The sequence below is a fragment of the Mesorhizobium sp. WSM4846 genome (assembly GCF_055811415.1).
Window position 1 is genome coordinate 1 of record NZ_JBVVPZ010000032.1, and the last position, 19,255, is coordinate 19,255.

At 63.1% G+C, this 19,255-nt stretch carries 21 protein-coding genes and 1 pseudogene; 13 read left to right on the forward strand and 9 right to left on the reverse strand.

Going from position 1 to position 19,255, the window contains the following annotated elements:
• Positions 1 to 68: 68 nt before the first annotated feature.
• Positions 69 to 263, reverse strand: a pseudogene (locus tag AC0L15_RS23240) (DUF2274 domain-containing protein); the annotation flags it as partial.
• Between the two features lie 64 nt (positions 264 to 327).
• On the opposite strand from AC0L15_RS23240, the gene AC0L15_RS23245 reads away from it, so the two are divergent.
• Entirely contained in the window at positions 328 to 975 is a 648-nt protein-coding gene (locus AC0L15_RS23245) for a hypothetical protein (RefSeq protein ID WP_287247129.1), read from the forward strand.
• A gap of 133 nt (positions 976 to 1,108) precedes the next feature.
• On the opposite strand, the gene AC0L15_RS23250 is transcribed toward AC0L15_RS23245, so the two are convergent.
• The 4 genes from AC0L15_RS23250 to AC0L15_RS23265 form a co-directional block, all read right to left on the reverse strand.
• Positions 1,109 to 1,981 (reverse strand): MBL fold metallo-hydrolase, encoded by an 873-nt coding sequence (locus AC0L15_RS23250; RefSeq protein ID WP_287247128.1) that lies wholly within the window; start codon positions 1,979 to 1,981, stop codon positions 1,109 to 1,111.
• A gap of 145 nt (positions 1,982 to 2,126) precedes the next feature.
• Positions 2,127 to 2,786 carry a peroxiredoxin gene (locus AC0L15_RS23255; protein WP_473497196.1) on the reverse strand — a complete coding sequence of 220 codons (660 nt, stop codon included), beginning with the start codon at positions 2,784 to 2,786 and terminating at the stop codon, positions 2,127 to 2,129.
• A 211-nt stretch (positions 2,787 to 2,997) separates the two neighbouring features.
• On the reverse strand, positions 2,998 to 3,363 hold the full coding sequence (locus AC0L15_RS23260; protein WP_287068428.1) for a cell division protein ZapA: 366 nt from the start codon (positions 3,361 to 3,363) through the stop codon (positions 2,998 to 3,000).
• A gap of 11 nt (positions 3,364 to 3,374) precedes the next feature.
• Complete coding sequence (locus AC0L15_RS23265) at positions 3,375 to 3,647, reverse strand: DUF4164 domain-containing protein (protein ID WP_023797069.1); 273 nt, start codon at positions 3,645 to 3,647, stop codon at positions 3,375 to 3,377.
• A gap of 304 nt (positions 3,648 to 3,951) precedes the next feature.
• On the opposite strand from AC0L15_RS23265, the gene tkt reads away from it, so the two are divergent.
• The 6 genes from tkt to AC0L15_RS23295 all read left to right on the forward strand — a co-directional run bounded on the left by tkt (position 3,952) and on the right by AC0L15_RS23295 (position 12,604).
• Positions 3,952 to 5,943: a transketolase gene (tkt, locus tag AC0L15_RS23270; RefSeq protein WP_287247127.1), complete on the forward strand. Its 1,992-nt coding sequence runs from the start codon at positions 3,952 to 3,954 to the stop codon at positions 5,941 to 5,943.
• Positions 5,944 to 6,100: 157 nt separating this feature from the next.
• Positions 6,101 to 7,111, forward strand: coding sequence for a type I glyceraldehyde-3-phosphate dehydrogenase (gap, locus tag AC0L15_RS23275; protein WP_287247126.1), 1,011 nt, complete (start codon positions 6,101 to 6,103; stop codon positions 7,109 to 7,111).
• Positions 7,112 to 7,363: 252 nt separating this feature from the next.
• Positions 7,364 to 9,253, forward strand: a complete 1,890-nt coding sequence (locus AC0L15_RS23280; RefSeq protein WP_473497198.1) for a potassium/proton antiporter — start codon at positions 7,364 to 7,366, stop codon at positions 9,251 to 9,253.
• Between the two features lie 110 nt (positions 9,254 to 9,363).
• Complete coding sequence (locus AC0L15_RS23285) at positions 9,364 to 10,560, forward strand: phosphoglycerate kinase (RefSeq protein WP_473497200.1); 1,197 nt, start codon at positions 9,364 to 9,366, stop codon at positions 10,558 to 10,560.
• A gap of 153 nt (positions 10,561 to 10,713) precedes the next feature.
• Positions 10,714 to 11,739 carry a class I fructose-bisphosphate aldolase gene (locus AC0L15_RS23290; RefSeq protein WP_473497202.1) on the forward strand — a complete coding sequence of 342 codons (1,026 nt, stop codon included), beginning with the start codon at positions 10,714 to 10,716 and terminating at the stop codon, positions 11,737 to 11,739.
• Positions 11,740 to 11,872: 133 nt separating this feature from the next.
• Positions 11,873 to 12,604 (forward strand): SGNH/GDSL hydrolase family protein, encoded by a 732-nt coding sequence (locus AC0L15_RS23295; protein ID WP_236368861.1) that lies wholly within the window; start codon positions 11,873 to 11,875, stop codon positions 12,602 to 12,604.
• Positions 12,605 to 12,658: 54 nt separating this feature from the next.
• On the opposite strand, the gene AC0L15_RS23300 is transcribed toward AC0L15_RS23295, so the two are convergent.
• Both AC0L15_RS23300 and AC0L15_RS23305 read right to left on the reverse strand, forming a co-directional pair.
• On the reverse strand, positions 12,659 to 12,820 hold the full coding sequence (locus AC0L15_RS23300) for a hypothetical protein (protein WP_287068435.1): 162 nt from the start codon (positions 12,818 to 12,820) through the stop codon (positions 12,659 to 12,661).
• A 75-nt stretch (positions 12,821 to 12,895) separates the two neighbouring features.
• Positions 12,896 to 13,885 carry a ring-cleaving dioxygenase gene (locus AC0L15_RS23305; RefSeq protein ID WP_473497204.1) on the reverse strand — a complete coding sequence of 330 codons (990 nt, stop codon included), beginning with the start codon at positions 13,883 to 13,885 and terminating at the stop codon, positions 12,896 to 12,898.
• A 260-nt stretch (positions 13,886 to 14,145) separates the two neighbouring features.
• Here AC0L15_RS23305 and AC0L15_RS23310 point away from each other — a divergent pair, with 260 nt between their 5' ends.
• The 5 genes from AC0L15_RS23310 to AC0L15_RS23330 all read left to right on the forward strand — a co-directional run bounded on the left by AC0L15_RS23310 (position 14,146) and on the right by AC0L15_RS23330 (position 16,627).
• Positions 14,146 to 14,313 (forward strand): hypothetical protein, encoded by a 168-nt coding sequence (locus AC0L15_RS23310; protein WP_077380489.1) that lies wholly within the window; start codon positions 14,146 to 14,148, stop codon positions 14,311 to 14,313.
• Positions 14,314 to 14,397: 84 nt separating this feature from the next.
• Positions 14,398 to 15,000 carry a DJ-1/PfpI family protein gene (locus AC0L15_RS23315; protein ID WP_287305588.1) on the forward strand — a complete coding sequence of 201 codons (603 nt, stop codon included), beginning with the start codon at positions 14,398 to 14,400 and terminating at the stop codon, positions 14,998 to 15,000.
• A gap of 53 nt (positions 15,001 to 15,053) precedes the next feature.
• Positions 15,054 to 15,419 carry a VOC family protein gene (locus AC0L15_RS23320; RefSeq protein WP_287320701.1) on the forward strand — a complete coding sequence of 122 codons (366 nt, stop codon included), beginning with the start codon at positions 15,054 to 15,056 and terminating at the stop codon, positions 15,417 to 15,419.
• 7 nt (positions 15,420 to 15,426) lie between these two features.
• Positions 15,427 to 15,837, forward strand: a complete 411-nt coding sequence (locus tag AC0L15_RS23325; RefSeq protein WP_287174397.1) for a hypothetical protein — start codon at positions 15,427 to 15,429, stop codon at positions 15,835 to 15,837.
• Between the two features lie 70 nt (positions 15,838 to 15,907).
• Entirely contained in the window at positions 15,908 to 16,627 is a 720-nt protein-coding gene (locus tag AC0L15_RS23330; protein WP_023797058.1) for a helix-turn-helix transcriptional regulator, read from the forward strand.
• Between the two features lie 168 nt (positions 16,628 to 16,795).
• Here AC0L15_RS23330 and AC0L15_RS23335 read toward each other — a convergent pair whose 3' ends face one another.
• On the reverse strand, positions 16,796 to 17,491 hold the full coding sequence (locus AC0L15_RS23335) for a DUF1013 domain-containing protein (protein ID WP_027152980.1): 696 nt from the start codon (positions 17,489 to 17,491) through the stop codon (positions 16,796 to 16,798).
• A gap of 342 nt (positions 17,492 to 17,833) precedes the next feature.
• Here AC0L15_RS23335 and AC0L15_RS23340 point away from each other — a divergent pair, with 342 nt between their 5' ends.
• Positions 17,834 to 18,061: a hypothetical protein gene (locus AC0L15_RS23340; protein WP_473497206.1), complete on the forward strand. Its 228-nt coding sequence runs from the start codon at positions 17,834 to 17,836 to the stop codon at positions 18,059 to 18,061.
• Between the two features lie 39 nt (positions 18,062 to 18,100).
• On the opposite strand, the gene AC0L15_RS23345 is transcribed toward AC0L15_RS23340, so the two are convergent.
• Positions 18,101 to 19,204: a helix-turn-helix transcriptional regulator gene (locus AC0L15_RS23345; RefSeq protein WP_473497208.1), complete on the reverse strand. Its 1,104-nt coding sequence runs from the start codon at positions 19,202 to 19,204 to the stop codon at positions 18,101 to 18,103.
• Positions 19,205 to 19,255: the final 51 nt, after the last annotated feature.

Sequence of the window (19,255 nt, forward strand, 5' to 3'; positions counted from 1 at the left end):
GCCGCGGTCACGCCCGCAGCCAAGCGCCATATGCCGGCGCTGCGCACCATCGCGGCGCAGCGGGCGGCTTAAAACCCCCGGCGTAAAAAAATCGCGGCGGCGCCTGGTACCTGGCGCCGCCTTTTTTGTGGTCCACTGACTGCCGGGAACTGTCCCTTGGTGTCATATTCCAGCTGGGGTTGCCGGTTCCGCCGCGCCTTCGCGAACGCCCGATCCGTCGCCATAAACCGCTCAATCATCGATGTGATCAGCCTGGCCGGCTCATAGCGGCATTATAGCAATTTTCCCCAAGCCCTGGAAACCGCAACGCTGCAAGTTGTGGCGGCAATGTTCCGGCGCCGACACGGGCTTCCGTCGCGAAAATTTCACGAGGCGGCGCTTGCGGCAAGCGGGCGCGACAACGGGCCGTCGGGGCTGCGCTGGGCAGTTGAGCTCGCCTACTTGGAAACCAAAGGCAGTATGACGATGACGATTTCTCCGTTTCTCACCGCTCTCGGATCCGACGGTCCCTCAGCCGACCGAGCGAAAGACATGAACCTGTATGGATGGTTAATTGGAAGCTGGGAAATGGACACGGTCCACTACCGCGATGACCGCACAATCCAGAAATGGGATGGAGAATGCCATTTTGGCTGGGTGCTCGAAGGCCGCGCGATTCAGGACGTCTGGATCAGGCCCAAGCGCCCTGCGCCGTCCACGATGTATGGCACGACTTTGCGCATCTTCGATCCTGGGATCGATGGCTGGCACATCATATGGAATGACCCGCTCAATCGAGATCACTCGCGCCAGATCGGGCGGGCCGAGGGTAAGGACATTGTCCAACTCGGCACTGATTCGCGCGGTCTGAAAACTCGATGGCGTTTCACCGAGATCACTGCCAACAGCTTCCATTGGATCGGCGAGGAAAGATCTTCCGAGAGCGACCGTTGGCAAATCACGTATGAACATTTAGTCCGCCGAACAAAACCCTGAAGCTAGACTGGCTGGCCTCTGCACTGCCCCTCGTCCGGCTGCCGCCACCTTGTCCCCGTATAGTGTAGTGAGAAGAGGCAATGAGGGGCGGCGCTGGCTTCCGGAATGCGAAGTTCAGTCTGCCAACGACCCCTCAAAGGCAATCGAGCGGAAATTTCAAATAGCGGCGGCCGTTGGATTCCGGTTCCGGCAAGCGCCCGCCATTCATGTTGACCTGCAGCGCGTGCAGGATCAGCCTCGGCATCGGCAGCGTCCTGTCGCGCGCCTCGCGCAACGCTACGAAATCGGCCTCCGTCCTGCAGGCGGCAACATGGGTGTTCTTGGATTTTTGTTCCGCGACCGTGCTCTCCCACAAGGGCTCGCGCCCCTCCACCTGGTAGTCATGACCGACGAACAGACGTGTCTCGTCCGGCAGCGCGAGGATATTTTGGATCGAGCGCCAGAGTTGCGCGGCACTGCCGCCGGGAAAGTCCGCTCTCGCCGTGCCGCTGTCCGGCATGAACAGCGTATCATGGATGAAAGCGGCGTCGCCGATCACATAGGTGATCGAGGCCAGCGTGTGGCCCGGCGAAAAAAGCACCTTTGCCGGAACGCCGCCGACCGAAAAGGTCTCGCCGTCGGCAAACAGCCTGTTCCACTGGGATCCGTCGGCAGGAAACCCCGGCCAGTTGTAGATTGCCTTCCACAGTTTCTGGACGTCGACGACCTTCTCGCCGATCGCCGTCGGCGCTCCTGTCTTCGTGCTGAGATAGTGTGCCGCCGAGAAATGGTCGGCATGCGGGTGGGTGTCGAGGATCCATTCGACAACCAGCCGTTGATCTCTAATGAAGTCGAGCAGGGCGTCGGCATTTTTCGTGGCAGTGCTGCCGGACTTCTCGTCGAAATCCAGGACCGGATCGATGATTGCGCATCGTCGCGTCTGCGGGTCGGCAACGACATACTGGATGGACCCGCTCGGCTTGTCGTAAAAGCCTGCCACCTGCAGCTTGGCCGATGATGCGTCCAATCCCGGCTCCCTCAACTCCCACCCGGCAGGAATGGTTTTCCCTGCCGGGGTAAAAGAAGAGCATGGTCATTCGCCAGCGCCGCGCCGTCAAGCACCGCATGCTTCGCCGAGGCAAAAAAGCCGAAAATCCTTCCGTGCCGCCTTCTCAGGCGGAGGGCTGCTTGGTCTTGCGGAGATACGGCAGGATCGTCTCGAAGGCGCCGAAACGCTTGACCGCATCCTCGTTGGAAACGGCGGCGGTGATGATGACGTCCTCGCCCTGCTTCCAGTTCGCCGGCGTCGCCACCTGGTGCTTGGCGGTCAACTGTATGGAATCGATCGTACGCAGGATCTCATCGAAGTTACGGCCGGTCGTCATCGGATAGGTGAGAACCAGCTTGATCTTCTTGTCTGGGCCGATGACATAAACTGAACGCACCGTAGCGTTGTCGGCGGGCGTGCGGCCTTCCGAGGTTTCGCCGGCGCCCGCCGGCAGCATCTCGTAGAGCTTGGCGACCTTGAGGTCCTTGTCGCCGATCAACGGGTAGTTCACCGATTGGCCGGTCGCCTTCTTGATATCTTCCTGCCATTTGCCATGGCTCTCGACCGGATCGACGGAAATGCCGATGATCTTGACGTTGCGCTTCTTGAACTCGCCTTCCAGCCCGGCCATCGTGCCGAGCTCGGTCGTGCAGACCGGCGTGAAATTCTTCGGATGGCTGAAAAGCACCGCCCAGCCGTCACCGATCCATTCGTGGAAGTTGATCGTCCCTTGCGTGGTTTCGGCCGTGAAATCCGGCGCGGTGTCGTTGATACGAAGGCTCATGATGCGTCCCTACCCTGTGATTGCAGCCGGCATGGACCACCCACCGGCCCTGCTTCCGCCTTTTTACCACTGCGGCGTCATCCTTCATACGCCTGTTGCACCGGTACCGGGGCCGGCGACGAAAACTTTTTCGCCTTTTGTCGCAAACAGCAGCATTTCCCGCCCATTGATGCCGGCGCAATAGGGCGTTGGGCGCGACAGTAGTGGAAATCTAGGCCTTGTTCACCGCCAGCGTCGTGGCCAGATCTTCCATGCGTTGGGCGAGCGCGCCAAGCGCCTGGGTCAGTACGGAATCGTTCTTGTCGGCCTTGGTCAGCGCCTCGTCACGCGTCTTGCGCAGCGTCAGCACTTCGCTTTCCATGCCCTTGACGCGTTTTTGCAGTTCCGAAAGCTCGTCCATGACCATGATGCCGGCCATCACCGTCAGCCGCTGGTCGCCGATTTCGCCGAATGAGTCTTTCAGATGCGAGACATAGCGGTCGAAGCGCTCGGCAAGGTCGATCAGATGCTCTTCCTGGCCCTCGTCGCAAGCCATGCGATACTGCTTGCCATCGATGGAAACCGTGACTTGTGCCATTGGGCCAGCCCCTATCTATCCAACACGGCGCGGATGGTTTCCATGGCGGTCACCAGCCGACGCGACACTTCCTTGTTGGCGTCTTCCAGCCGTTCGGCGCGCGCTTCGGAATTGTCGAGTTCCTGCGCCAGCCGCGAGCGGTCGGCGTTCATGCGCTGCACCTCCGCCTCGGCTTCCGTATAGTCGCGCTCGTGCTCGAGCTTGGCCGCGACGGCGTTTTCCAGCCCCTCGATGGCCTTACCCAGCCTGGCGATGACTTCCTTGAGTGTCGTTTCCCCGGTCATGGCTTTCGTCCTGCGCCCTGCCCATCACCGAATCATCCACGTTCAGAACGCGTTATGTCTGAAACATTACGCGCCGTGTGAAGCCAACGTCAATAAAGCTCTCGCGACTGTCCCCTGCTAACGCTAATTTAGGCCACCAAAGCCCTCCTGGCGCCATCGCAAGACCGGCAAAAGCGCCGGTTTACTGATCAACAAGATTGGCAAATACGCGCCGGTTTGTTGACTAAAAAGCCGCGCCTGCTATGTGTCGCGCACCCCTTTCCAGGGCTCTCCCAAGGCCCCGAACCCCGACACTGGAGGAAGCATGACCTCGCGTGAACAACATGACCGGATGGCCAATGCGATCCGTTTTCTTTCCATGGACGCCGTCGAGAAGGCCCAGTCCGGCCACCCCGGCCTGCCCATGGGCTGCGCCGACATTGCCACGGTGCTGTTCACGCGTTTCCTGAAATACGATGCGAAGAACCCGCATTGGCCCGATCGCGACCGTTTCATCCTGTCGGCCGGCCACGGTTCGATGCTGCTTTATTCGCTGCTTTATCTGACCGGCTACGAGGACATCACCCTCGACCAGATCAAGCATTTTCGGCAAGTGGGGTCGAGGACGGCAGGCCATCCCGAATATGGCCATGCCGCCGGCATCGAGACGACGACCGGCCCGCTCGGCCAGGGACTTGCCAATTCGGTCGGTTTCGCGCTCGGCGAGCGCATCATGAATGCCGCCTTCGGCAACGACCTCGTCGACCACTACACCTATGTGCTCGCCGGTGACGGCTGCCTGATGGAGGGCGTTTCCCAGGAAGCCATCGCGCTTGCCGGACATCTCAAGCTGAACAAGCTGATCGTCTTCTGGGACAACAACAACATCTCGATCGACGGCCCGGTTTCGCTGGCCGACAACACCGATCAGGTCGCCCGCTTCCAGGCGTCCGGCTGGAACGCCAGCCACATCGACGGCCAGGATCCGGAAGCGATCGCCTATGCCATCGAGGCGGCGCGGCATTCCGACAAACCGACGATGATCGCCTGCAAGACGACGATCGGCTTCGGCGCGCCGACCAAGGCCGGCACCAACAAGGCGCACGGCTCGCCGCTCGGCGCCGAGGAAATCGCCGGCGCGAGAAAATTCTTCGGCTGGGATTATCCGCCCTTCGAAGTTCCTGCCGATATCCTCGATGCCTGGCGCGACGCCGGCAAGACCGGCGTCCAGGCACGCGCCGACTGGGAAGGCCGCCTTGCCAGGGCCGACGCCCAGTTGCGCAGCGAATTCGAGCGCCGCATCAGTGGCACGCTGCCGGCGAATTTCGACGCCGTCATCACCGACTACAAGAAGAAGCTCGCCGCGGACAAACCGAAAGTCGCCACCCGAAAATCGTCGGAAATGGCGCTCGAAATCATCAATGGCGCCGTGCCGGAAACCATCGGCGGCTCGGCCGACCTGACCGGCTCCAACAACACCAAGACCAGCCAGACCAAGAACATCACGGCAGACGATTACGGCCAGCGCTACGTTCACTACGGCATCCGCGAGCACGGCATGGCCGCCGCGCTCAACGGACTGACGCTGCATGGCGGCCTCATCGCCTATGGCGGCACCTTCATGTGCTTTTCCGACTATGCCCGTCCGTCGATGCGGCTCGCCTCGCTGATGGGCATCCGCTCGATCTTCGTCATGACCCACGATTCCATCGGTCTCGGCGAAGACGGCCCCACCCATCAGCCGGTCGAGCATCTGGCCGCACTGCGCGCCATTCCGAACCATAGTGTCTTCCGCCCGGCCGACGCGGTCGAGACCGCCGAATGCTGGCAGTTGGCCCTCGAGCAGGAAAAGACGCCTTCGACGCTGGCGCTGACCCGGCAGAACCTGGCGGCGGTGCGCAACGACTTCGTTGCGGAAAACCTTTGTCGCCAGGGCGCCTATGAGCTGGCCGCTGCCAGTGGCGATGCGGCGGTGACGATCTTCGCTTCGGGTTCCGAGGTCGAGATTGCGCTGGCGGCGCGCGAGGCATTGGAGAAGCACGGCCATCCGACCCGCGTCGTCTCTGTGCCCTGCTTCGAATTGTTCGACAAGCAAAGTGCTGATTACCGCAAGAAGACGATCGGCAACGCGCCGGTCAAGATCGCCATCGAAGCCGGCATCCGCCAGGGCTGGGATCATTTCATCGGCACCGACGGCATCTTCATCGGCATGACCGGCTTCGGCGCCTCTGGCACGATTGAACAGCTCTATCCGCATTTCGGCATCACCGCCGAAGCGACGGTGAAGGCGGCGGAAGCCCGCCTGCACGGCGAGTAAATGTACTGGTGCCCGGCGAAGCCGCACATGGCGGTTTCGCCGGCAGCCGCGACCTAATGGACTTAAATCCAACCCATCGACGGCTGGATTCTTTGCCAGCCCGCCGTTATGAAGCTGCGGACTTGATCTTCGGCCTCCAACTCCCAGGGAGAGAAAAATGACCGTCAGAGTTGCCATCAACGGATTCGGCCGCATCGGCCGCAACATCCTGCGCGCCATCCACGAATCCGGCCGCAGGGACATCGATGTCGTCGCCGTCAACGACCTCGGCCCGGTCGAGACCAATGCGCATCTGCTGCGCTACGACAGCGTGCATGGCCGCTTCCCGCATGAAGTGACGGTCGACGGTGACCAGATCACCGTCGGCAGCGAAAGATTCAAGGTCACCGCGATCAAGGACCCGACGCAGCTGCCGTGGAAGGAACTCGGCATCGATATTGCGCTCGAATGCACCGGCATCTTCACCGCACGCGACAAGGCCGCCGCGCACCTCGCCGCCGGCGCCAAGCGCGTCCTCGTCTCGGCGCCGGCCGAGGGCGCCGACCTCACCGTCGTCTATGGCATCAACCATGACAAGCTGACCAAGGACCACATTGTCATCTCGAATGCCTCCTGCACCACCAACTGCCTGGCACCGCTGGCAGCCGTGCTGCATGAGGCCGTCGGCATCGAGAAGGGCATGATGACGACGATCCACTCCTACACCGGCGACCAGCCGACATTGGACACCATGCACAAGGATCTCTACCGCGCCCGCGCCGCGGCGCTGTCGCAGATCCCGACCTCGACCGGCGCGGCCAAGGCGATCGGCCTGGTGCTGCCCGATCTCAAGGGCAAGCTCGATGGGATCTCCATTCGCGTGCCGACCCCGAACGTCTCGGTTGTCGACTTCAAGTTCATCGCCAAGCGTTCGACCACGGTGCAGGAAATCAACGAGGCGGTGATCGCCGCCTCCAACGGCAAGTTGAAGGGCGTTCTCGCCGTCACCAGTCACCCGAACGTGTCGATCGACTTCAACCACGATCCGCATTCCTCGATCATGGCGCTCGACCAGACCAAGGTCATGGACGGCAACTTCGTTTCGGTGCTGTCCTGGTACGACAATGAATGGGGTTTTTCCAACCGCATGGCCGACACCGCCGTCGCCTTCGGCAAGACCATCGCCTGATCGCGGAACCATCCTCTCGCGACATGAAAACGCCCGGCCTGTCCGGGCGTTTTTATGAGAGCGCCCAGCGCCCTTTTGAATGCGCAACGACGCTCTAAGGGTTTGTCTGGCAAGACCCGCGCCTTGAGCGCCAAAACACTCGAAAATCAGCGGCATAGGGCAAAAAACCACCCTCACGCCTTGCACCGGTCATGTCTTCGCCTCACTCTCCCGTAAAGCGAGAGGGACACGAATTCGAGGGGCAATTGGCGGATGGAGCATGCGATCTATCTCATGACGCTGGTCGGCGCCGCGCTCGTCGTCGCCGCCGCGTTTTCGAGCCTGATCGCCTTCCGCTTCGGCGCCCCTCTCTTGCTGCTGTTTCTCTGCATTGGCCTGGCCACGGGAACCGACGGCCTCGGCATCCAGTTCGACAATGCGCGGCTGGCTTATTTTGCCGGCTCACTGGCGCTGGCGGTCATCCTGTTCGATTCCGGTTTCGGCACACCGCTCAACGCCCTGCGGCAGGCGGCCGGACCGGCGCTGTCGCTGGCGACCGTCGGCGTCCTTCTGACCACCGGCCTGTTCGGCGCCGTCGCCCACTATCTGCTCGATCTCAGCTGGCTGGAATCCTTCTTGCTCGGCGCCGCTGTCGCCTCGACCGACGCCGCAGCGGTGTTCTTCCTGCTGCGCGCCGGCGAGATCAATTTGCGCGAACGCGTGCGTTCCACGCTCGAGGTGGAATCCGGCACCAACGACCCGATCGCCATCTTCCTGACCATAAGCCTGGTCGAGATCATCGCCGCCAACGCCAGCCCCGAGGCCAGGGTGCTGGTTACCGACCTCGTCCTCGGCTTCCTTATCAACATGGGGCTTGGCGCCATCGTCGGCATTTTCGGCGGCCTCGCCATCGTTCGCCTCGTCGACCGGCTCAATCTCGACCACGGGCTGCTGCCGATCTTCGTGCTGACGCTGTCGCTGATGGTGTTCGCCGCCGCCGGCGCCATTGGCGGGTCCGGCTTTCTGGCGGTCTATCTCGCCGGCCTCATTGCCGGCAATTCCTACATCCGCGCCGTCACCATCCTCAAGCGCTTCCAGGACGGCATGTCGTGGCTGGCGCAGATCATCATGTTCCTGATCCTCGGCCTGTTCGCGACGCCCTCGCAATTTCCGGCGATCCTGCTGCCGGCCGTGCTGCTGGGCCTGTTCCTGATATTCGTGGCGCGGCCGATCGCCGTCTGGCTTTGCCTGATGCCGTTTCGTCTGCCGCGCCCGGAAGTCGCCTTCGTCTCATGGGTGGGTCTGCGTGGCGCCGTGTCGATCCTGCTCGCCATCACGCCGCTGCTTGGCGGTCTTGAGAATGGCCGCCTCATCTTCAACACCGCCTTCATCGTGGTGCTGGTATCGCTGGTCATCCAGGGATGGACCGTCGGACCGCTGGCGCGCCGCCTCGGCCTGATCGTGCCCGCCCGCCTGGGTCCGTTGGACAAGGTCGAGCTCGAACTGCCTGGCTCCGCCCATCACGAGCTGCTCGCCTACCGCGTGGCACCAGGCAGCCCGGTGGCGCGCGGCGAGCGCATTCCGCGCTGGGCGCGGCCGTCGCTGGTGCTGCGCGACGGCCGCTCGATGCGCTTCCAGGACATGGGCAGGCTCGCCGCCGGCGACCATGTCTACATCTTCGTGCCGGATCGCTATCCGGCCCTGCTCGACAAGCTGTTCGCCAGCCGCGCCGTGGTCGATCCCGAGGATGCCGACTTCTTCGGCGCCTTCGCCGTCGATCCGGCGCGCTCCGCCGCGGAACTGGAAGCCGCTTACGCGCCAGGCCTGACCGAGGAGGAACGCAAGCTGACCGTCGGCGACCTGGTGACGGCGCGGCTCGGCGGCCATGCCGAATATGCCGACCGCGTGCTGATTGGTCCGATCGAGCTGATCGTCCGCGACGTCGACGACAAGGGCAGGATCACCGGTCTCGGTCTTTCCCTGGAGCCGACCGCGCCGGTGGCGCGGGTGCCAGTGTTCCTGAGTGCCGGCGAGATCGCCGACCGCATCGTTGGCTTTGTTCACAATTGGCGCAAGCGGACCAAAAAGCAGGATGCCGAGGCGCCGGACGACGCGGAACCGGCTCCACAGCCAGTGATGGAAAAAACAACCGGCGAGGGCTGACTGCTTGCGACCCGAGGCGCGGATCATATTTTCCGTGAACTCCCACGCAGGTCTTGCATCGTCGTTGATGCGGGGTAAGGTCCCCGCGATTTTTCGCGAAAGGGAACAGCATGGCCGGCTTTAAGACACTGGACGACATCGGCAATATCGACGGCAAGCGTGTGCTGGTGCGCGTCGACCTCAACGTTCCCGTCGCCGACGGCAAGGTCACCGACGCCACCCGCATCGAGCGCATCGCGCCGACCATCGCCGAGCTTTCCGGCAAGGGCGCCAAGGTCATCCTGCTTGCCCATTTCGGCCGGCCCAAGGATGGACCTTCGCCCGAATTCTCGCTTGAGCCGATCGCCAGGGCGGCCGCGGAGGTGCTTGGCCGCCCTGTCGGCTTCGCGGCCGATTGCATCGGCGACAAGGCCGCGAGCGCCGTCGCCGCCATGAACAACGGCGACGTGCTGCTGCTCGAAAACACCCGCTTCTACAAGGCCGAGGAGAAGAACGACCCGGCCTTCACCGAAAAGCTCGCCGCCAATGGCGACATCTTCGTCAACGACGCCTTTTCCGCCGCCCACCGCGCCCATTCGTCGACGGAAGGGCTTGCGCACCTGCTGCCGGCCTTCGCCGGCCGTACCATGCAAGCCGAACTCGACGCGCTGGAAAAGGGCCTCGGCAATCCCGTCCGCCCTGTCGTAGCCATCGTCGGCGGCGCCAAGGTCTCGAGCAAGATCGACCTCCTGATGAACCTGGTGAAGAAGGTCGACGCGCTGGTGATCGGCGGCGGCATGGCCAACACCTTCCTCGCCGCGCGCGGCACCGCCGTCGGAAAATCGCTGTGCGAGCATGATCTCGCCAGCACCGCCAAGCAGATCATGATCGAGGCGGCCGAAGCCGGCTGCGCCGTCATCCTGCCGGTCGACGGTGTCGTCGCCAGGGAATTCAAGGCGGGCGCCGCCAGCGAAACCGTCGCCATAGCAGAGGTACCGGCCGACGCCATGATCCTCGATGTCGGCGAAAACACCGTGAAGACCGTTGCCGACTGGATCGACCGCGCCGCGACGCTGGTCTGGAACGGCCCGCTCGGCGCGTTCGAGATCGAGCCGTTCGACCGGGCGACGGTGGCGGCGGCCAGGCACGCCGCGGCCCGCACCAAGGCCGGCAAATTGATCTCGGTGGCAGGTGGCGGCGACACGGTGGCCGCCCTCAACCATGCCGGCGTCGCCGAGGACTTCACTTATGTCTCGACTGCCGGCGGCGCCTTCCTGGAATGGATGGAGGGCAAGCCGCTTCCCGGTGTCGATGTCCTGAAGCGATAGAATGCCCTGGGCAACAGGCGGACGACGGCGTTTGCGCGTTTCAATCGATTCGAGTTTTCCACTCGGAATGGTTCGACTTGAACCTGCCTTGCTCTGGTGGTCTGCTAGCCCGGATATTTCACTGTTGGAACAACCGGTTCAGGAGGATGCACAATGAGCGAACGTCTCGAGGACATTGCCGCTGCGATGGTGGCCGACGGCAAGGGTCTATTGGCCGCCGACGAGAGTTCCGGCACCATCAAGAAGCGCTTCGACGTCATCGGCGTCGAATCGACCGCCGACAGCCGCCGCGACTATCGCGAGATGATGTTCCGCGCCAAGGAGGCGATGACCCGATACATCTCCGGCGTCATCCTTTTTGACGAAACCATTCGTCAGAAAGCCGCGGACGGCACGCCGCTGGTCGACATCATCAAGGCGACCGGCGCGATTCCGGGCATCAAGGTCGATGCAGGCGCCAAGCCTCTGGCCGGGTATCCCGGCGACACCATCACCGAAGGCCTCGACGGCCTGCGCGAGCGGCTCGCCGACTACTATAAGCTCGGCGCCCGTTTCGCCAAATGGCGCGCGGTGATCGACATCGACGTCGCCAAAGGCGTGCCTTCCGCCACGTCGATCGGCTCGAACGCTCATGCGCTCGCCCGCTATGCGGCGCTCTGCCAGGAGGCCGGCATCGTGCCGATCGTCGAGCCGGAGGTGCTGATGGACGGCGCCCACGACATCGGCACCTGCTACGAGATCAGCAAGGCAACGCTGACGAAACTCTACACCGAGCTCTACGCCGCCCGCGTCGTCCTCGAAGGCACCATTCTGAAGCCGAACATGGTTCTCGCCGGCAAGAAGTCTGGCAACACCAGCAACCCCGAAGAGGTCGCAGAAAAGACCATAAAACTGTTCCGCGAGACGGTGCCGGCAGCGATTGGCGGCATCGCCTTTCTCTCCGGCGGACAATCGGACGAGGAGGCGACCGCCAACCTCAACGCCATCAACGCCATCGGCCCGCATCCATGGAAGCTGACCTTCTCCTATGGCCGCGCCTTGCAGGCGGCGCCACAGAAGGCCTGGGCCGGCAAGGCGGCCAACGTCGCCGCGGCCCAGGCCGCTTTCGCCCACCGCGCCCACATGAACCACCTGGCAGCGCTTGGCAAATGGCAGCCGGAACTGGAACAGGCCGCCTGACCGGTTTTTTTATCCTCGTCCGAACCCGGGCCATGGCCCGGGTTCCATCCGCTCCAAAATGCTCCAAAAAAATGCGGCGCGCTGTCGGCTTGCGTTGAGCCCGAAAGTCGTTTGCCCCATTAAACGGTTTGCGATGCAGCGCTTTCTTGCCCTCCTCACCTGGCTCGCCTTTCCGGTCTATGTCTGGCAGGGGCTTGGCGTGCGCCGCCGCACCAGCCGCATGCTGCCGGCGCAAGGTCCGGTCATGCACGAGATTTCGGGCCAGGCGCCGGCGATCTCGCTGCTGATGCTTGGCGATTCTTCCGCCGCCTCGGTCGGCATCGGCAATTCCGAGTATGGGCTGGCCGCGCAACTGGCTGAGCTGATCTCGAAACGCACCGGCCGCGCGGTGCGCTGGCGGGCAGCCGGCTTCAACTCGGCGACCTCAGGCCAGATCCGCGATCATGTGCTGCCCAACCTGTCGGCCGACCCCTGGACGCATATCGTGCTCGCCATCGGCACCAACGACACCAAGAACTTTCACTCGGTGCCACGCTTCAAAAGCGATTTTGGCGGCCTGCTCTACGCGCTGCGCGCCAAATGGCCGGAGGCGCGCGTGGTGTGGTCGCCGGTGCTGGAATTCACCCGCGCACCGGCAATGCCGCCGCTGCTCGGAAAGATCCTTGAAATCCGCGCCGCCGAGATGAACCGGATGGGCGAGCGCCTTTGCCTCGAACGCGGCGCTGTGCCGGCGCCGCGCCTGCCGATCACCGATGCCGAAGCCGGTTTTGCCTCCGACGGATTTCATGCCTCGGAAGCCGGCTACCGGGCCTGGGCGGAACATCTGGTCGATTTGGTGCTGGCCAACGAACCACGCCTCGCATAGCGGTCCGTCAGCGCTACGTCCCCAGCCCTTCGTCCCGGCCCTACGTCCCCGGCCCTACGTCCAATGACCCAGCGCCGCTGTTATCGAAATCGCCGCCATCGCCAATACCGCCAGCTTCCAAAAATCGCTGCGCCGCTTCAGCCCCGGCCAGCCGAGCGGCTTGATCAGCTGAATGATCATCATGGCGACGATAACGAGCGCAAGAAGTTTCGACATGCCGCTTTTGATCAGCGTTGCGGTCGTCTGTCAAAGCGCTCCGCTCGCACCAGAACGCCATAAGGCTGAGAGGTTCTATGCCAGCGGCTTGAGGCCGGCCTCGATCGCGGCCCGTTTCGGTTCGAGGAACGGTGGCAAGGCCAGGCTTTCGCCCAGCGTTTCTAGCGGCTCGTCGGCCGTGAACCCTGGGCCGTCGGTCGCGATCTCGAATAATATGCCGTTCGGCTCCCGGAAATAGAGCGAGCGGAAGTAGTATCGCTCGACCTCACCGCTTGACGGCAGGCGGAACTCGGCCAACCGCGCCGTCCATTGATGCAAGATCTCCTGGTCCGGCGCCCTGAATGCGACGTGGTGGACCGCACCGGCGCCCTGGCGTGCCGGCGCAAGGCCCGGCTGCACGGCGACATGAAGCTCCGCCGCCGGGCCGCCTTCTCCCATCTCGAAGACGTGAACCTGGCCCTGACCATCCGGCGAGGCATAGTCCCGCGCCTTGCGCATGTTCATCACCCTGGTCAGCACCGCTTCAGTGTTGGTGATGTCGGGAACGCTGATGGCGATAGGCCCGAGCCCGCGTATCTGGTGCTCGATGGGGACCGGGCTTTGAGCCCAGGGATGACTGTCGCCCTTGCCGCCATCGCTGACGAGACGCAGGCGCTGGCCTTCCGGGTCTTCGAAGTCCAGCGACGGGTAGCCGCCGATATCGCCGATCTCTCCCGTCGCGCCGATCTCTTCCGTCGCGCCGATCTCTTCTGTCGCGAAGGCCTCGCCGGACAGGTGCTGCTTCCACCAGGCAAGGCTATCAGGGCTGGCGACCCTCAGGCTGGTCCGCACGATGCTGTTGGTGCCGCGCCGCTCGCGTCCGACCGGCCAATCGAAGAAGGTAAGATCGGTGCCAGGCGTCGCCACGGCGTCCGCATAGAAAAGGTGATAGGCTGACGTGTCGTCCTGATTGACCGTCTTCTTGACCAGTCGCAGGCCCAGGGTCCTGGTGTAGAAACGAAGGTTTCCGGGTGCATTGGCCGTGATTGCGGTCAGATGGTGAATTCCTGTCAGTTGCAGGCTCATTGTCATCTCCCTGATCTCTGAAAATTTTCTCCCTAGATAGATATCAGAACCCCGGCCCTGTCGCCGCTGCGGATTCCGACGGTCCGTCGTTGGCAGATGAAAGACTTGGATCCCGGCGACGAGAAAGCCTGTTTCTCTCAGGCAGACGGATCGGAACCGGCAAAACCTGGCACGCTCACCAAAGACCGCTCAGCCTCCTGACAGACTGCTGTCAGGAGGGGTGTGCGATAGTGTCTCCATCGAAAGAGAGGAGACCAGCCATGAACGGTTTTACCATTCTGCGTAGCGTGCAGCACTATGTCGGCAAGATCCGGACGATGCGCAACGAGATCCGCACACGGCGTTTCATGAACGAGTTGCCGCAGAGCATCCGCAAGGACATCGGTTGGCCGGATAATTATGAAGGCCGCCACGGCCGCGGCCATTGAAGCGATTTTTTCGCAGCACGGCTGGATGCGGACGCCACGGCGCCCAGATAAACAGGTCCGGCAAACCGAAAGACGGAGCAGCAAATGTCCGAACAGAAGGCTATCGGCGTTCTTTTCATCGATCGCTTCGCCGACTGGGAATACGGGCTGCTGGCGGCTTCGGCGGTCGAATGGTTCGGCGCACGCGCGGTTTCGCTGGCGCCGAACGGCAAGCCGGTGACTTCGGCCAGCGGATTTATGCTGACACCCGACCGCTCCACCGCGGTTGATGAAAACACCGATCTTGACGCCGTCGCGGTCATCGGCTCCGACCAGTGGGTCGATGCTCCGCCTGACGTCTCCGCACTGCTGACAGCGATAGCGGCGCGCGGCGGTGTGGTCGGCGGCATCTGTGCGGGCACGCTGGCACTGGCGCGTGCCGGCCTGTTCGGCAACGCCAAACACACCAGCAATGGTCGTGACTGGATCAACGAAAAGGAACCGGGCTATCCGGGCGCCCAGAACTATCAGGACGTGCCCTATGCCGTCGCCGACGGTCGCATCGTGTCCGCGCCGGGTTCGGCTCCCGGCACCTTCGCTCTTGCCTTTTTGAAGACGCTCTATCCCCAGAGAAGCAGCGATCTCGCTGAGATGCGCACGCTGTTTGCCAAGGAGTATGCAGAAGGGGAATATGCTGAAGCCTCCTGACAGTATGGTGTCAGGAGCGGCGTGCAATAATTCGAAAGTACCAGGAGACAGACATGGCCTTCATCCCTGCAAAAGCTTCGGCATGGTTCGAGATTCCCGTCACCGACATGGATCGAGCGCGCGCCTTTTACGGGTCGGTGCTTCAGAACGATCTCATTCTGGAGGAGAGCGGCCCGAACCCGATGGCCATGTTCGCCGCGCGGGACCGAACGGCCTCCGGGCACGTCTACCCCGGGAAACCCGCGGCACCCGGAACCGGCCCGACCATCCATCTGTCGGTTGCCGCACCGATCGAGGACGCGATGGAACGGGTGAGGCAGAACGGCGGTCAGGTCGTCTCGCCGGCAATCTCCATCCCGGCCGGCACATTCGCCTATTGCCTTGACCCCGACGGCAACAGCTTCGGGCTCTTCGTCTAGGTGACGCATGGTAAAGAGCTGGAACGACAGGCTGAACACGCCGGGCATCAACGGCATCAAGCCGACGCCGCGGACAGTTGGCGACGTCGTCGAGGGCCAGCCGATGCTGGTGCCGACGGCACGGCAGGTCGATGATTTCATCCGCTCCATTCCAGAGGGCGTGGCCATGGATGTCCGCGCGTTGCGCACCGCGCTCGCCATTGAGCACGGCGCCGAAGTGACATGTCCGGTCACCATCGGCTATCATCTGCGCACTGTCGCCGAGGCCGCCAACGAGGGTCTGGAACGCGGCATGACGCTGAGCGACATCGCGCCGTTCTGGCGGGTGCTGGATGCAAAGACGCCGACAACAGGGAAGTTGTCCTTCGGCGCGGCATTCGTCGCCGCGCAGCGCAAGCGCGAAGGGCTTGAGCCATAATGCATCGCCCGAAAGTTGGAACCGGTTTGGGGATAACGACAGGCTAAAAACAACATCGAGGGACCGTACGATGCGCCGCGCCGACAGGCTCTTCCAGATCGTGCAGCATCTGCGCGGTGGCCGTCTGGTCACCGCCCAGAAGCTGGGCACGTGGCTCGAGGTTTCCGAGCGAACCATCTACCGCGACATCGCCGACCTGCAGTCGACGGGTGTGCCGATCGACGGCGAGGCCGGCGTCGGCTACATGATGAGGGAGGGTTTCGACCTTCCGCCGCTGATGTTCACGCGTGACGAGATCGTCGCGCTGGTCGCCGGCGCCCGCATGGTGCGCGCATTTGGCGGCGCTGCCATGGCGCGGGCCGCCGACGAGGCGCTGGTCAAGATCGGCGCCGTGCTGCCCGATGCCGAAAAGGACCGCATCGCCCGCACCGAGATCCACACGCCGATGTGGGTGGTGAGCGACGCCGCCCGCGAAGCAATCGATCTGATCGAGCGCGCGGTGGAAAAACGCCAGGTGCTGACCATCGACTACTCCGACGAAGCAGGCCGCAGCACCGTGCGCGACATCAGGCCATTGGGCCTGTGGTTCTGGGGCAAGGTGTGGACGCTGGTCGCCTGGTGCGAGATGCGCGACGACTTTCGCGCTTTCCGCATCGACCGCATTGCTTCAGTGGTCATAGCCGGCCGTGTCTTCAAGCCGGAGCGCGGCAAGCAGCTCGCCGATTTTTACCGTGCGGTGGAGCGCAGCGAGGACTACGGCATGGCGCCGGACCGGGCCGCGCGAACCTAGGCGCGGCGCTTCTTGCCTTCTCCCCTTGTGGGAGAAGGTGGCCGCGAAGCGGCCGGATGAGAGGTGTTCCAGGGAACGCCGACGCCTCATTTCTTCCAACACCCCTCTTCCGTCTCGGCGCTGCGCGCCGATCCACCTTCTCCCACAAGGGGAGAAGGAAGAGGCGCCTCACTCCTCGTCGTCCTTGTCCTCGTCCTTCGACTTCAGCGCCGAGAGCTTGGCGAAGACGGCGTTGGCGTCGAGTTCCGCATCCTCGTCCCTTGGCTTCTCCGGCGCCGGCACGAGGCGCTCGGTCAATGCCGCCGGCAGCAGCGTGTCGCCGGCCGGCTGTGCCTGTTCGCGGCCACGCGAGGCGCGGTTGACTTCCATGTCGAGGTCGATCTGCGAGGCGAGCCCCAGCGTCACCGGATCCATCGGCTGCAGGTTGGCTGAGTTCCAGTGCTTTCTGTCGCGGATCTGGTCGATCGTCGACTTGGTGGTGCCGACGAGGCGCGCGATCTGCGCGTCCTTCAACTCGGGATGGTTGCGCACCAGCCAGAGGATGGCATTGGGCCGGTCCTGGCGCTTCGACAGCGGCGTGTAGCGCGGACCCTTGCGCTTGGATTCCGGCACCCGCACCTTGGGGTCTGACAGCTTCAGCCGATGGTTCGGATCCTTCTCGGCGCGTGCGATCTCGTCGCGGCTCAACTGGCCGGTCATGATCGGGTCCATGCCCTTGATGCCTTGCGCCGATTCGCCGTCGGCGATCGCCTTGACCTCGAGCGGATGCAGCCCGCAGAACTGCGCGATCTGCTCGAAGGACAGCGCGGTGTTGTCGACCAGCCAGACGGCGGTCGCCTTGGGCATCAGCAGCGTATTGGCCATTGCAAATATCCTTCTCGTTCGCCCGCGTTCCCGCGCGGACGGTGGTTTTAGAGCCACCAAAATGGGAAAATCGCGGTTTATATAGCCGCTCCGTTGCCGTTCCGCAACGTTTTTGGAAAGTAGTCGCGAGATGGGGGGAGATATCGAACCTGTCAAGGCAGCCTTGTCGGCTTCAGCATCGCGCCTTCGGTGAGCCGCTCAGCGGCCGCGGCCGCTAGCCCGGCAACAAAACGTCCTTCTGTCGGCATTTGCCGACTGTTAGTGGGAACATGTTTCATCCACATTTCGCTTCGGTAGCGGCTGCTTTGGGAGAGCAAGCCGCCGCCGATGTGGGCTGGATCGATGTTGGAAACCGGGCACGCTGTCGCGGCGGGGTTGTTTCCGTTCGCCATTTCCTATGCGCTTCTGGCAATGCTGCCGGGCGCCAATTTTGCTGTCGTCGCGCAGGCCGGGCTAACCGCTTCGCGTGCCACAGCACTTTCGGCCGCCGCCGGCATTGCCTTGGGCGCGAGTTCGCTGGCGATGGGAGGCGCCTTGATAGCGATTGGTTTTGCCGCGCTTAGCCATTGAAGCAACAAATAGGCGGTCTTCCACCGATTTGGCCGATCGTCATCTGCGATTGAGCGGTTCTGTGCTCTTGAGCAAGGCGACGAGTTGGCTTTGCTGGCTTGTCCCGGTCTTGGCGAAAATCCGTTCGAGATAGGTCCGGCCGGTCTTCACGGTGATCTTCAAGTCGGATGCGGCATCTTTCAAGGGTGGTCCCTGCGAAAGCACGGCGGCCAGACGTGCCTCGGAGGGCGTCAGGTCGAACAGGCCCGCGAGGAGGGTTGGTGAAGGCACGACGGCACTGGCCCTTACTTCCGTTGCAGCAACCAGGATGTCCGCGCCGGTGAAAATGTCATGTGCGGCGCGGCGCAGCGGCAAAAGATGGATGACCAGAGCCGGCCGGCTTTCGTTCGCGGCAACAGGAATGGATCGGACCGCGAAATCGTTGCGGTTCTCAAGGATGGCCTGCTGGAAAAGCGCATTGGCCGAGGCATTGGCGATCGCCATGCCGCCATAGGCGGTTGGCAGAAACATCTCGGTCATTTCTTCCAGCAGGCCGTTGGCCGTCAGCACGCGTCCCGATGCAGTCATGACCGCGGCCGGCAGCCCGATGGTCTCGAGTGCCGAGACGGTCGCCCTGGCTCGTTCCAACCCCAATCGCGCCGAGACCATGCCGGCACGCGCGAAATGCGGGCGAAGCTGGTCCAGCCGATCGACCGACGCCCGATCGTAGGTGCCATCCTTCATCCACCGTTGAAAGACGAAAGTGACGAGTTCGCCGCTCGGCATGGCGACTGCCGAACAAGCGTGTGCGCCGATACCGGCCGCTCTCAGCTGTATCCGCACCGGATCACGTTCGACCTCTTCAGCTGTCAAGAAATCTTCGACCTGAACGAAGCTCGCTGGCTGCATGCTGCACATACGCTGTACGGCGTCAGAGAATTTCCAGGTGTCGCTGGCGACAAATTCGTCAAACACGGATCGCAGCGAGTTGCCGTGAACCGGAGAAACGTCACTCAATCTGCCGCGGACCGGAGAATCGCCACTGAACAGGAAGATGGCGCCGGTGGCCGAACCAGAAAGACTGCCGGCAGCTTCGAGCGCATCGCCCCAAAGTTCCGGCACGAAAGCCGCCTCGTAGATCTTGTCCGTCAGATCGTCGAACATGGGCGCAAGCCTGTTTCAGAGTCAGCACGCTACTGGCCCGGATCGGCGCCC

Bases quoted from the DNA above. Each gene is read 5' to 3' on its own strand.
- AC0L15_RS23245 (WP_287247129.1), top strand. From the start codon at position 328: ATGTTCCGGCGCCGACACGGGCTTCCGTCGCGAAAATTTCACGAGGCG.
- AC0L15_RS23255 (WP_473497196.1), bottom strand. From the start codon at position 2,786: ATGAGCCTTCGTATCAACGACACCGCGCCGGATTTCACGGCCGAAACC.
- AC0L15_RS23260 (WP_287068428.1), bottom strand. From the start codon at position 3,363: ATGGCACAAGTCACGGTTTCCATCGATGGCAAGCAGTATCGCATGGCT.
- AC0L15_RS23265 (WP_023797069.1), bottom strand. From the start codon at position 3,647: ATGACCGGGGAAACGACACTCAAGGAAGTCATCGCCAGGCTGGGTAAG.
- tkt (WP_287247127.1), top strand. From the start codon at position 3,952: ATGACCTCGCGTGAACAACATGACCGGATGGCCAATGCGATCCGTTTT.
- gap (WP_287247126.1), top strand. From the start codon at position 6,101: ATGACCGTCAGAGTTGCCATCAACGGATTCGGCCGCATCGGCCGCAAC.
- AC0L15_RS23280 (WP_473497198.1), top strand. From the start codon at position 7,364: ATGGAGCATGCGATCTATCTCATGACGCTGGTCGGCGCCGCGCTCGTC.
- AC0L15_RS23285 (WP_473497200.1), top strand. From the start codon at position 9,364: ATGGCCGGCTTTAAGACACTGGACGACATCGGCAATATCGACGGCAAG.
- AC0L15_RS23290 (WP_473497202.1), top strand. From the start codon at position 10,714: ATGAGCGAACGTCTCGAGGACATTGCCGCTGCGATGGTGGCCGACGGC.
- AC0L15_RS23295 (WP_236368861.1), top strand. From the start codon at position 11,873: ATGCAGCGCTTTCTTGCCCTCCTCACCTGGCTCGCCTTTCCGGTCTAT.
- AC0L15_RS23300 (WP_287068435.1), bottom strand. From the start codon at position 12,820: ATGTCGAAACTTCTTGCGCTCGTTATCGTCGCCATGATGATCATTCAG.
- AC0L15_RS23305 (WP_473497204.1), bottom strand. From the start codon at position 13,885: ATGAGCCTGCAACTGACAGGAATTCACCATCTGACCGCAATCACGGCC.
- AC0L15_RS23310 (WP_077380489.1), top strand. From the start codon at position 14,146: ATGAACGGTTTTACCATTCTGCGTAGCGTGCAGCACTATGTCGGCAAG.
- AC0L15_RS23315 (WP_287305588.1), top strand. From the start codon at position 14,398: ATGTCCGAACAGAAGGCTATCGGCGTTCTTTTCATCGATCGCTTCGCC.
- AC0L15_RS23320 (WP_287320701.1), top strand. From the start codon at position 15,054: ATGGCCTTCATCCCTGCAAAAGCTTCGGCATGGTTCGAGATTCCCGTC.
- AC0L15_RS23325 (WP_287174397.1), top strand. From the start codon at position 15,427: ATGGTAAAGAGCTGGAACGACAGGCTGAACACGCCGGGCATCAACGGC.
- AC0L15_RS23330 (WP_023797058.1), top strand. From the start codon at position 15,908: ATGCGCCGCGCCGACAGGCTCTTCCAGATCGTGCAGCATCTGCGCGGT.
- AC0L15_RS23335 (WP_027152980.1), bottom strand. From the start codon at position 17,491: ATGGCCAATACGCTGCTGATGCCCAAGGCGACCGCCGTCTGGCTGGTC.
- AC0L15_RS23340 (WP_473497206.1), top strand. From the start codon at position 17,834: ATGTTGGAAACCGGGCACGCTGTCGCGGCGGGGTTGTTTCCGTTCGCC.
- AC0L15_RS23345 (WP_473497208.1), bottom strand. From the start codon at position 19,204: ATGTTCGACGATCTGACGGACAAGATCTACGAGGCGGCTTTCGTGCCG.